Origin of the sequence: Duganella sp. S19_KUP01_CR8 (genome assembly GCF_036688705.1) — a bacterium.
In the GTDB taxonomy this organism is placed as follows: Bacteria; Pseudomonadota; Gammaproteobacteria; order Burkholderiales; family Burkholderiaceae_D; genus Rugamonas.
On the sequence record NZ_JAQQPR010000007.1, the window covers coordinates 119,549 to 131,340 of the forward strand.

The window sequence follows — 11,792 nt, forward strand, 5'->3', positions numbered from 1 at the left end:
GGGCGGGGTTAGACGATAGGCGTCAGCGAGGTTGGCTTGATCTTGGTCGCCAGCGCCTTGCCTTTGCGGGCGCGCTTGCCGAAGTGGACCGCCAGCGCCGATGCGGACAGACGCTCTTCCTGCGCCTTGCCGCCACGGCCGATGCCGGCGACGATCACGCCTTTCTGGCTGATAGGCTTGGCCGCGATCAGGGTTTCCTTGTCGTCGAGCTCCATCAGGATCACGCCGCGGCCGCCGTTGGTCAGCACCTTCATCTCGTCCATGCCGAACACCAGCACGCGCGCATTGGCCGACAACACGGCTACCGCGCTGGCGCTGTCGGCGATGACCGCCGGCGGCAGCGGCACGTCGCCGTCCTCCAATGTGATGAAGGCCTTGCCGCCCTTGATGCGGCTGACCATGTCGCCCGCCTTGGCGATGAAGCCGAAACCGGCGCTGGTGGCCAGCAGCAGCTGCGTGCTGCCCGTGCCGGCGAAGTAGTGCTGGATGCGGGCGCCGCTGGCCAGGTCGATCAGCGTGGTGATCGGCACGCCGTCGCCGCGCGCGTTCGGCAGCGCCGCCACCGGCACCGAATAGATCTTGCCGTTGCTGCCGAAGGCCAGCAGGTTGTCCACCGTGCGGCACTCGAAGGCGCCGTACAGCGTGTCGCCGGCCTTGAAGGTGAACTGCGCGGCGTCGTGGCCGATGCCGGTGCGCGCGCGTATCCAGCCTTTTTCCGAAATGATGACGGTGACCGGCTCGTCCACCACCTTCTGTTCGACCACGGCTTTCTGCGCTTCTTCGATCAGGGTGCGGCGGGCGTCGCCATAGGTCTTGGCGTCGGCGTCGATTTCCTTGATGATGGCGCGCTTCATCGACGATGGGTTGTCGAGCAGGTCTTGCAGCAGGCCTTTTTCCTTGCGCAGTTCGGCCAGTTCTTGCTGGATCTTGATCGCTTCCAGGCGGGCCAGTTGGCGCAGGCGGATTTCCAGGATGTCCTCGGCCTGGATCTCCGACAGGCGGAAGCGTTCCATCAGCGCCGCTTTCGGTTCGTCAGAGTTGCGGATGATGTGGATCACTTCATCGATGTTCAGCAGGATGGTCTCGCGGCCTTCCAGGATGTGGATGCGCGCGTCGACCTTGCCCAGCTTGTACTGCGTGCGGCGGGTGACGGTGGCGAAGCGGAACTCGATCCACTCCTGCAGGATGTCGGTCAGGCCCTTCTGGCGCGGACGGCCATCGCCGCCTATCATGACCAGGTTGATCGAGGCCGACGATTCGAGCGAGGTATGCGCCAGCAGCAGCAGCATGAATTCGGTCTGGTCCTGGTTCTTCGACTTCGGCTCGAACACCAGGCGCACCGGCGCGGCGCGGCCCGATTCGTCGCGGATGGTGTCGAGCGAATTCAGGATCAGCGACTTGAGCGCCATCTGTTCCGGCGACAGCGCCTTCTTGCCCATCTTGATCTTCGGATTGGTCAGCTCTTCGATCTCTTCCAGCACCTTCTGCGACGAGGTGCCCGGCGGCAGTTCGGTGACCACCGCCTGCCACTGGCCGCGCGCCAGTTCCTCGATCTTCCAGCGCGCGCGCACCTTCATGCTGCCACGGCCGGTCGCGTACATGTCGCTGATCTGCGACGGCGGGGTGATGATCTGGCCGCCGCCCGGGAAGTCCGGGCCGGGGATCATGGCCATCAATTCGCCGTGGCTGATCTTCGGATTGCGGATCATGGCGACGGCGGCCTGCGCCACTTCGGTCAGGTTGTGCGACGGGATTTCCGTCGCCAGGCCGACCGCGATGCCTGAGGCGCCGTTCAACAGCACCATCGGCAGGCGGGCCGGCAGCAGGCACGGTTCTTCGGTCGAGCCGTCGTAGTTGGCCTGGAATTCCACGGTGCCGAGGTTGATTTCGTCGAGCAGCACCTTGGCGATCGGCGTCAACCGGGCTTCGGTGTATCGCATCGCCGCCGCGCCGTCGCCGTCGCGCGAGCCGAAGTTACCCTGGCCATCGACCAGCGGGTAGCGCAGCGAGAAGTCCTGCGCCATGCGCACCATGGCGTCGTACACCGACTGGTCGCCGTGCGGGTGCAATTTACCGAGCACGTCGCCGACCACGGTCGCGGACTTGCGCGGCTTGGCGGTGCTGTTCAGGCCCATTTCGTTCATCGCGTACAGGATGCGGCGCTGGACCGGCTTCTGGCCGTCGCACACGTCCGGCAGCGCGCGGCCCTTGACCACCGAGATGGCGTAGTCGAGATAGGCGCGTTCGGCGAAGGTGGACAGGGTCAGCGTGTCGCCGCCGTCGCCGTCATCGCCGCCGCCCAGGGGGCCGTCGTTGCCGCCGTTGCCGCCACCATTGCCGTCGTTGCCGCCGTCGCCGCCGCCGGTGCCGCCAGCGCCGCCGTCCAGCGGATTGTCGGTTTCGCCGGCGCTCGCCTGCGCGGACGCAGGCGAGTACTCGGCCAAGGGCGCAGGTGCTGCAGGTTGAGCCACCGCTGCCGTTTCCGGCGCCGGTTCGTCAAAGAGATTTGCTTGATGAGTCATAGTCGGTCAGTAATTAGATGTCTGCTTCGGCTTCGTTGCCGTGTTCTTCGATCCAGGCGCGGCGCGCGGCCGCTTCGCCTTTGCCCATCAGCATATTGAAGCGCGCCGACGATTCGCCGTGCGCGTAGGCGCCCAGCGACACCGGCAGCAGCCGGCGGGTGTCCGGGTTCATGGTGGTTTCCCACAGCTGTTCGGCGTTCATCTCGCCCAGGCCTTTGAAGCGCGAGATCGACCAGGCGCCTTCCTTCAGGCCGTCCTTGCGCAGCTTGTCCTCGATCGCCACCAGTTCGCCGGCGTCGAGCGCGTACAGTTTCTGGATCGGCTTCTTGCCGCGCGCCGGCGCGTCGACGCGGTACAGCGGCGGCCGGGCGATGCAGATATTGCCGTTGGCGATCAGGCCGGGGAAGTGCTTGAAGAACAGCGTCAATAACAAGACCTGGATGTGCGAGCCGTCGACGTCCGCATCGGACAGGATGCAGATCTTGCCGTAGCGCAGACCGCTCAGGTCCGGCATGGTGTCGGCGCTGTGCGGGTCGACGCCGATCGCCACCGAGATGTCGTGGATCTCGTTGTTGGCGAACAGGCGGTCACGGTCGGTCTCCCAGGAGTTGAGCACCTTGCCGCGCAGCGGCAGGATGGCCTGGAATTCCTTGTCGCGGCCCATCTTGGCCGAACCGCCCGCCGAGTCGCCCTCGACCAGGAACAGTTCGGTGCGGGCGACGTCGGTCGATTCGCAGTCGGTCAGCTTGCCCGGCAAAACGGCGACGCCGGACGACTTCTTCTTCTCGACCTTTTGCAGCGAGCGCAGACGCGATTGCGCCTGCTTGATGACCAGTTCGGCCAGCTTCTTGCCGTAGTCGACGTGGTGATTTAGCCACAGCTCCAGCGCAGGCTTGGAATAGGTCGAGACCAGGCGCACGGCGTCGCGCGAATTCAGGCGTTCCTTGATCTGGCCCTGGAATTGCGGGTCCAGTACCTTGGCCGACAGCACGAACGAGACGCGCGCGAACACGTCCTCCGGCAGCAGCTTGACGCCTTTCGGCAGCAGCGAGTGCATCTCGACGAAGTTCTTCACCGCGCCGTACAAGCCGTCGCGCAGGCCCGATTCGTGGGTGCCGCCGTTGGGCGTGGGGATCAGGTTGACGTAGGATTCACGCACCACGGCGCCTTGCTCGGTCCACGCCACCACCCAGGCCGCGCCTTCGCCCTCGGCGAAGCCTTCGGCGTCCGGGCCGGCGAACTGCGCGCCTTCGAACAGCGGGATCAGGGTCTCGCCGTCGGTGGCCTGGGCCAGCGCCTCGGTCAGGTAGCCGCGCAGGCCGTCGTTGTACTGCCAGACCTGCGATTCGCCGGTCTTGGCGTTGGTCAGCGTGACGGTGACGCCCGGCAGCAGCACGGCCTTGGAGCGCAACAGGCGCTGCAACTCGGTCTGCGAGATGGCGGGGGAGTCGAAATATTTGGCGTCCGGCCAGGCGGTGACGCGGGTGCCGGACTTCTTGCCGTCGCGCGGGGCGACCACGGAGGACAGCGGCTCGACCACGTCGCCGTGCTCGAAGGCCAGCTTGTGCAGGCCGGTGCCGTCGGGCTCCTTGCGCCAGACGGTGATCTCCAGGCGCTTGGACAGCGCGTTGGTGACCGACACGCCGACGCCGTGCAGACCGCCGGAGAAGGCGTAGGCGCCGCCCGAACCCTTGTCGAACTTGCCGCCCGCGTGCAGGCGGGTGAACACGATTTCCACCGTCGGCACGCCCTCTTCGGGGTGCAGGCCGACCGGAATGCCGCGGCCGTCGTCTTCGACGGTGATGCTGCCGTCGGCGTTCTGCGTGACGATAATGTTTTTGCAATGTCCGCCCAGCGCCTCGTCCGAGGCATTGTCGATCACCTCCTGGATGATGTGCAGCGGATTCTCGGTGCGGGTGTACATACCCGGGCGTTGCTTGACGGGTTCCAGGCCCTTGAGGACCCGGATGGATGCTTCGCTGTAGTCGGAAACTGGTTTTTTAGTGGCCATACGTGATCAAGCTTGTAATTTCGATACTGGGTTTATGTACAGTTTTATGCGGACGTTTGCGTATTCTATCCTCAACCGGGCGTAATCGCGGCAAAAAAACGGCGCGGGCCAATTTATACACGATGTTTACAACCCCGGCCCGCCTTTTTAGACCGTTTTTACGGCGCCGTCGATAAGCTGGCTGCTTGATCCAACCACTAAAAGAAGGACCGCTTTATGAAGAAATTGATACTTGCCGCCGCCGTCGTCGCTGTTTTCACGGGCACGCGCGCTGACGCCGAGGATGCCGCGCCCGCCGTCAAGCCGGACAATGAGACCAGCTTCAATGCCGCCGTGGTCAGCGACTATCGCTATCGTGGCATTTCGCAGACGCGCCTGAAACCGGCCGTGCAAGGCGGCTTTGATTACACCAACAACCCGACCGGCTTCTACGCCGGCACCTGGCTGTCGACCATCAAATGGACCAAGGACGCCGGCGGCGGCGGCGGCATCGAGTGGGATATCTACGCCGGCAAACGCGGCCAGGTCACGCCCGACGTGTCCTACGACGTGGGCGTGCTGACCTATGTCTATCCTTCGAACGAGCTGTCGCACGTCAGCGGTTTCGCCAACGCCAACACCACCGAGCTGTATGGCCAGCTGGGTTATGGTCCGGCTTATATCAAGTATTCGCACTCGGTGACGAATCTGTTTGGTTTTGTCGACAGCAAGAACAGCGGCTACCTGGACCTGGGCGCCAACATCGAGGCGGGCGAGGGCTGCACGGTCAACCTGCATGCCGGCCGCCAGAACGTTAAGCATAACGGCGCGGCCAGCTATAGCGACTGGAAGATCGGCGCTACCAAGGACTTCGGCGTGGTGACCGGCGCGCTGGCCGTGATCGGCACCAACGCCGACAAGACCGCCTACGCGTCGCCGGCCAACGGCAAGTTCCTGGGCAAGGCAGCGCTGCAGCTGACCATCAGCAAAGTGTTCTGATCGGACTCGCGCCGGTCATCGAAGGGGCGGCGCCTGGCGCGCGCCCCTTTTTTTACGTCCGCTGTCCGCGGAATACTTCGCTGTAGAGGTGGCGTACTTCCGGGGCGCACAGCACGTAGGCCGTCTTGCGGCAGCCCAGTTCCAGTTCGCTGTGGTGGGAGTGGTAGGTGCCGCGCTGGTCGAGTTCCAGCGTGTCGGCCAGGCGCGCGCCGGGGATTTGCGCGACGAACACCAGCAGGCATCCGGTCTGGTGGGGCGACAGCGGCTGGCTGCCGTGGGCAATGGTCACCAGTACGCGGGCGCCGGGATTACGTTCTTGCGCCCGTCGAAGGCGGGTCAGGAAGTCGGCGTGGCGGCCTTGCTCGATGTCGGCCGGGCGCACCAGCGCCACGATGACGGCCGCGCGGGCGAGCGCCGCGTCAGCGTCGTGGTGGGAGGCGTCAATCACCAGGTCATCGTACAGTTGCGGATCGTAGGCGCCGGGGTTGGGGCTGACCAGCAGCACGCGGCTGCCGGCAGCCACGCGCAGCATCGCCAGGTCTTCGGCCAGGTCGGAGACGGTGGCGTTACCGTCCATGCCTGTCAGTGCGACGATCATATGGGCTCTTTATTTAGTTGAGACAGAAACAGCGTATGCCTGCCTCCGTAAAAATTTTCTAAATAGTCGGGCCGTGCCTGTAAATAAAGCGTAAATGCCGGTCTTTAATCGAAGGCGACGTCCTCCAGCCGGAGGCGGAACTTGCGGCGTTCGGGCAGCGTCCAGCCTACGCCGGGACTGGTGTCGCGGGGAGGCGTGGCTGGCGCTGGCGGGCAGGGCGCAGGCTCGGCTCGGGTTGGGACGGCGGGCAATAGGGCGGCTTCGGGCTGAGGATGTGCATCCTTGTCGGCGGCCGCCTGTTCGCGTCGCAGCTGGCGGGCGATTTTGTAGAACTTGTCGCCGGGGCGGCGGATGTACAAGTCGTTCCAGGCGTTGCGCACGCTGTTGGCGTGCAGCGCCGCGAACTGGTTGGGCGACAGCTTGCGGCCCTCGTAGACGATGGCGTCGCCTTCCACGCTGGCGTAGTGATGGTCGCCGTAGCTGATGCAGCGTACCAGCGTGCCTTCCGGCAGAAACAGCGATTTCCATTGGTAGCCATGCACGGCGGCCGGCGCTGCGGCCGGCGCGCGCTTCTGCTGCGCGGCCAGCCAGAGCTCCACCGCCGCCAGCACGATCACTGACGGATCCTGCGATTCGCCGTTCAAGCCAGCCTGTTCGATCATATCGAGCAGGGTATGGGAGGGAAGCTGCACACTCAATGTTCTCTTCATGTCTACTTTCTCCACTGGTTTTGACTACTTCCTCCTTCTTTAGACCAGCGTTCTGAAAATAGGTTCAAGTAGTCGGATTCAGTCGAAAAAGTAGGAGGTTTCAGTACATAGACTTCAAAACAGCACCCCATACATATACTCCCCGCCGATTTTTACGCTTTGTTTACACCCCGCCCCCAAGTCTTTACACAATCTTTAGACCTCAGTCGCTAACCTTCTCAGTATCAAAACAAGACCTGTGAGGGGTGTGATGGACATAGTTTTTATCGGCGCATTGGTGGTCTTTCTTGCCGTGAGCGTGGCGTTCGCCATTGGCTGCGACAAGCTGGGAGGCCAGCCATGAACCTCTTTTATCTGATCGGCACGATCGCCTCGGCCGGCCTGCTGGTGTATCTGGTGGTGGCCCTGTTGAATGCGGAGGACCTGTGATGACCCTGCAATCGACCATACTGCTGGTGGCCTTCCTGGCGGCGCTGCTGGCGCTGGCCTGGCCGCTGGGCATCCTGCTGGCCCGCGTCGGCAACGGAGGCGCAGTGCCCGGCATGGGCTGGCTGGCCAAGCTCGAAACCCTGCTGTACCGCGCCGCCGGCATCGCCGGTAAAGACGGCGCGCCCGAAGGCCAATCCTGGAAAGCCTACGCCATCGCGCTGCTGCTGTTTAACGGCGTCGGCGCGCTGGCCGTGTATGCCTTGCAGCGCGTGCAGGCCTTCCTGCCGCTCAATCCGCAGGCGATGGCCAACGTCAGTCCCGACTCGGCCTTCAACACCGCCGTCAGCTTCGTCGCCAACACCAACTGGCAGGGCTACAGCGGCGAGCAGACCATGAGCTACCTGACCCAGATGCTGGTGCTGACGTGCCAGAACTTCTTCTCGGCCGCCACCGGCATCGCCGTCGCGTATGCGCTGATCCGGGGCTTCTCGTCGCGCTCCGCCAAATCGATCGGCAACTTCTGGGCCGACGTCACGCGTTCCACCTTGTACGTGCTGCTGCCGCTGTCGCTGGTGCTGGCCGTGGCGCTGACCGGCCAGGGCGTGATCCAGAACTTCTCGGCCTACAAGGACGTGCAGCTGCTGGACGCCGTAACCTACACCCAGCCCAAAGTGGGCGCCGACGGCCAGCCGCTGAAGGATGCCAAGGGCGAGCCGGTCACCGAAACGCTGACCGCCACCACGCAGAACATCGCCATGGGGCCGGTCGCCTCGCAGGAAGCGATCAAGATGTTGGGCACCAACGGCGGCGGTTTCTTCAACGCCAATTCAGCCCATCCGTACGAGAATCCGACCGCGCTGTCGAACTTCCTGCAGATGCTGGCGATCTTCGTGATCCCGGCCGGCTTGTGCTTCGCCTTCGGCCGCATGGTCGGCGACCAGCGCCAGGGCTGGGCGGTGCTGGGCGCGATGAGCGTGCTGTTCGTGGTCTGCACGGTGGCCGTGCTGGGCGCCGAGCAGCAGGCCCACCCCGTGCTGCAAACGCTGCAGGTCGACCAGGCCATGAGCGCGCTGCAATCGGGCGGCAATATGGAAGGCAAGGAGACCCGCTTCGGCATCAGCGCCTCGGCCCTGTTCGCGGCCGTCACCACCGCCGCCTCCTGCGGCGCGGTCAACGCCATGCACGACTCCTTCATGCCGCTGGGCGGCATGATCCCGATGCTGCTGATCCAGTTCGGCGAAGTGATCTTCGGCGGCGTCGGCTCCGGCCTGTATGGCATGCTGGTCTTCGCCATCATGGCGGTGTTCATCGCCGGCCTGATGATAGGCCGCACGCCCGAATACCTGGGCAAGAAGATCCAGGCCTATGAAATGAAGATGACGTCGATCGCCATCCTGGTCACGCCGACGCTGGTGCTGGCCGGTACCGCCATCGCCGTCATGTGCGACGCCGGCAAGGCCGGCATCGCCAACCCCGGCGCGCACGGCTTCTCGGAAATCCTGTACGCCTTCAGCTCGGCCGCCAACAACAACGGCAGCGCGTTTGCCGGCCTGTCCGCCAACACGCCGTTCTACAACACCATGCTGGCCGTCGCCATGTGGTTCGGCCGCTTCGCCATGATCGTGCCCATCCTGGCGATCGCCGGTTCGCTGGCCGGCAAGCAGCGGCTGGAGGCCAACGCCGGCACCATGCCGACCCACGGGGCCATGTTCATCGGCCTGCTGTGTGGCGTGGTTGCCCTGGTCGGCGTGCTCAATTACGTTCCGGCGCTCGCGCTCGGCCCTGTGGTCGAACACCTGCAGCTGTTTGCCCAATAAGGAAACACCATGTCACAAGCTACTCAAAAAGAGATGACGATCTTTACCACCCCGCCCGCCAGGAAGTTCCGGATGTTCGATTCCGAGCTGCTGATGCCGGCCATCGCCGATTCGTTCCGCAAGCTCGGCCCGCGCACCCAGTTGCGCAGTCCGGTGATGTTCGTGGTCTATGTCGGCAGCATCATCACCAGCGCGCTGTACGTGCAGTCGCTGTTCGGCGTGGGCGAGGCGCGCCCGGGCTTCATCCTGGCCACCGCCGTCTGGCTGTGGTTCACGGTGTTGTTCGCCAACTTCGCCGAGGCGATGGCCGAGGGCCGCAGCAAGGCGCAGGCGGCCTCGCTGCGCAGCCTGAAGCAAAGCGTCACGGCCAAGAAGCTGGCCAGCCCGAAGCACGGCACCACCTGGCTGCCGCAGCCGGCGCTCGATCTGCGCAAGGGCAATTACATCCTGGTCGAAGCGGGCGACGTGATCCCCATCGACGGCGAGGTGATCGAAGGCGTGGCCTCGGTCGACGAGAGCGCCATCACCGGCGAATCGGCGCCGGTGATACGCGAATCGGGCGGCGACTTCTCCAGCGTCACGGGCGGCACCCGGGTGCTGTCGGACTGGCTGGTGGTCAAGGTCACCGCCAATCCGGGCGAGACCTTCCTCGACCGCATGATCTCGATGGTGGAGGGCGCCAAGCGCCAGAAGACCCCGAACGAGATCGCGCTGACCATCCTGCTGGTGGCGCTGACGATCGTGTTCCTGATCGTCACGGTGACCCTGCTGCCGTTCTCGCTGTTCTCGGTGGCCGCCGCCGGTGCTGGCACGCCGATCACCATCACGGTGTTGATCGCGCTGCTGGTGTGCCTGATCCCGACCACCATCGGCGGCCTGCTGTCGGCCATCGGCGTGGCCGGCATGAGCCGCATGATTCAGGCCAATGTGATCGCCACCTCCGGCCGCGCGGTGGAAGCGGCCGGCGACGTCGACGTGCTGCTGCTCGATAAAACCGGCACCATCACGCTGGGCAACCGCCAGGCCTCGGCCTTCTACGCCGCCCCCGGCGTGACCGAGCAGCAGCTGGCCGACGTCGCACAACTGGCCTCGCTGGCCGACGAAACGCCGGAAGGCCGCAGCATCGTGGTGCTGGCCAAGCAGAAGTTCAACATCCGCGAACGCGAGATGGCCTCGCTGCACGCGGTGTTCGTGCCGTTCACCGCGCAGACCCGCATGAGCGGGGTCGATATCGGCGAACGCCATGTTCGCAAGGGCGCGGCCGACACCGTGCGCCAGTATGTCGAGGCGCTGGGTCAACCGTATCCGGCGGAGGTGGCGCGCGCGGTTGACGACGTGGCGCGCCGCGGCAGCACGCCGCTGGTGGTGGTCGACGCCGGCCGGGTGATGGGCGTGGTCGAGCTGAAGGACATCGTCAAGGGCGGCATCAAGGAGCGCTTCGCCGAGCTGCGCCGCATGGGCATCAAGACCGTGATGATCACCGGCGACAACAAGCTGACCGCCGCCGCCATCGCCGCCGAGGCGGGCGTGGACGACTTCCTGGCCGAAGCCACGCCGGAGGACAAGCTCAAGCTGATCCGCAGCTACCAGTCCGAGGGCCGGCTGGTGGCCATGACCGGCGACGGCACCAACGACGCGCCGGCGCTGGCCCAGGCCGACGTCGCCGTGGCGATGAACTCCGGCACCCAGGCCGCCAAGGAGGCCGGCAACATGGTCGACCTGGATTCGAATCCGACCAAGCTGCTGGAGATCGTCGAAATCGGCAAGCAGATGCTGATGACGCGCGGCTCGCTGACCACGTTCTCGATCTCGAACGACATCGCCAAGTACTTCGCCATCATCCCGGCGGCCTTCGTCGGCACCTATCCGCAGCTGAAGGCGCTCGACGTCATGCACCTGGCCAGCCCGTCGTCGGCCATCATGTCGGCGCTGATCTTCAACGCGCTGATCATCGTCGCCCTGATCCCGCTGGCGCTCAAGGGCGTGCAGTACCGCGCCATCGGCGCCACCGCGCTGCTGCGCCGCAACCTGCTGGTGTACGGTATCGGCGGCATCATCCTGCCGTTCATCGGCATCAAGGCGATCGACCTGCTGCTGTCGGCGTTCAACCTGGTTTAACAAGGAATCATCATGAGTTCTCCTATTCGTCCCGCGCTGGTGGTGTTCGGCGCATTGACGCTGCTGTGCGGCGTGCTGTATCCACTGGCCGTCACCGGCGTCGCCGCCGTCGCCTTCCCGGCGCAGGCGGCCGGCAGCATCGTCGAAGTCAACGGCAAGGCGGTCGGCTCCGCGCTGATCGGCCAGGCCTTCTCCTCGCCGCAGTACTTCTGGAGCCGGCCGTCGGCCACCGGGCCGATGCCCAACAACGGCGCCGGTTCCGGCGGCTCCAACCTGGGCGCCAACAATCCGGCCCTGATCGACGCCGTCAAGGGCCGCATCGCCGCGCTCAAGGCGGCCGACCCGGCCAACACCGCGCCGATACCGGTCGACCTGGTGACCGCTTCGGGCAGCGGCCTGGATCCGGAAATCAGCGTCGCCGCCGCGCGCTACCAGGCCGGCCGCATCGCCGCCGCGCGCAAGACCGACAGCGCGCAGGTGCTGGCGCTGGTCGAGCGCCACCAGCTGAAGCAGTATTTCGGCTTCTTCGGCGAGCCGCGCGTCAACGTGCTGGAACTGAATCTGGCGCTGGACCAGGCAAAACCGGCGGCGAAGCAGTAGAATCGGCGG

Annotated in this window: 9 protein-coding genes; 5 read left to right on the forward strand and 4 right to left on the reverse strand. The window is 65.1% G+C overall.

Annotated elements, in window-relative coordinates; translation table 11 throughout:
• Nucleotides 1–8: 8 nt before the first annotated feature.
• Both parC and V6M89_RS09300 read right to left on the reverse strand, forming a co-directional pair.
• On the reverse strand, nt 9–2,522 hold the full coding sequence (parC, locus tag V6M89_RS09295) for a DNA topoisomerase IV subunit A (RefSeq protein ID WP_332852926.1): 2,514 nt from the start codon (nt 2,520–2,522) through the stop codon (nt 9–11).
• A gap of 13 nt (nt 2,523–2,535) precedes the next feature.
• Nucleotides 2,536–4,533, reverse strand: a complete 1,998-nt coding sequence (locus tag V6M89_RS09300; protein WP_332852927.1) for a DNA topoisomerase IV subunit B — start codon at nt 4,531–4,533, stop codon at nt 2,536–2,538.
• Nucleotides 4,534–4,749: 216 nt separating this feature from the next.
• On the opposite strand from V6M89_RS09300, the gene V6M89_RS09305 reads away from it, so the two are divergent.
• Nucleotides 4,750–5,511 carry a TorF family putative porin gene (locus V6M89_RS09305; RefSeq protein WP_332852928.1) on the forward strand — a complete coding sequence of 254 codons (762 nt, stop codon included), beginning with the start codon at nt 4,750–4,752 and terminating at the stop codon, nt 5,509–5,511.
• A 52-nt stretch (nt 5,512–5,563) separates the two neighbouring features.
• On the opposite strand, the gene V6M89_RS09310 is transcribed toward V6M89_RS09305, so the two are convergent.
• Entirely contained in the window at nt 5,564–6,109 is a 546-nt protein-coding gene (locus V6M89_RS09310; RefSeq protein ID WP_332852929.1) for a hypothetical protein, read from the reverse strand.
• A 104-nt stretch (nt 6,110–6,213) separates the two neighbouring features.
• The gene (locus tag V6M89_RS09315) at nt 6,214–6,819 is read right to left on the reverse strand and encodes a hypothetical protein (protein ID WP_332852930.1); all 606 of its coding nucleotides are present in this window, start codon (nt 6,817–6,819) and stop codon (nt 6,214–6,216) included.
• A 339-nt stretch (nt 6,820–7,158) separates the two neighbouring features.
• Here V6M89_RS09315 and kdpF point away from each other — a divergent pair, with 339 nt between their 5' ends.
• From kdpF to kdpC, 4 genes are read left to right on the forward strand one after another with little or no spacing between them, the layout of a single operon-like run.
• Nucleotides 7,159–7,248, forward strand: a complete 90-nt coding sequence (gene kdpF, locus V6M89_RS09320) for a K(+)-transporting ATPase subunit F (RefSeq protein ID WP_332852931.1) — start codon at nt 7,159–7,161, stop codon at nt 7,246–7,248.
• A complete protein-coding gene (gene kdpA, locus V6M89_RS09325) occupies nt 7,248–9,065 on the forward strand; it encodes a potassium-transporting ATPase subunit KdpA (RefSeq protein WP_332853029.1) in 1,818 nt (605 codons plus the stop codon). The genes kdpF and kdpA overlap by 1 nt, the downstream gene beginning before the upstream one ends.
• 33 nt (nt 9,066–9,098) lie before the next feature.
• Complete coding sequence (gene kdpB, locus V6M89_RS09330; protein ID WP_332853030.1) at nt 9,099–11,183, forward strand: potassium-transporting ATPase subunit KdpB; 2,085 nt, start codon at nt 9,099–9,101, stop codon at nt 11,181–11,183.
• Nucleotides 11,184–11,195: 12 nt separating this feature from the next.
• Nucleotides 11,196–11,783: a potassium-transporting ATPase subunit KdpC gene (gene kdpC / locus V6M89_RS09335; protein WP_332852932.1), complete on the forward strand. Its 588-nt coding sequence runs from the start codon at nt 11,196–11,198 to the stop codon at nt 11,781–11,783.
• Nucleotides 11,784–11,792 lie beyond the last annotated feature (9 nt).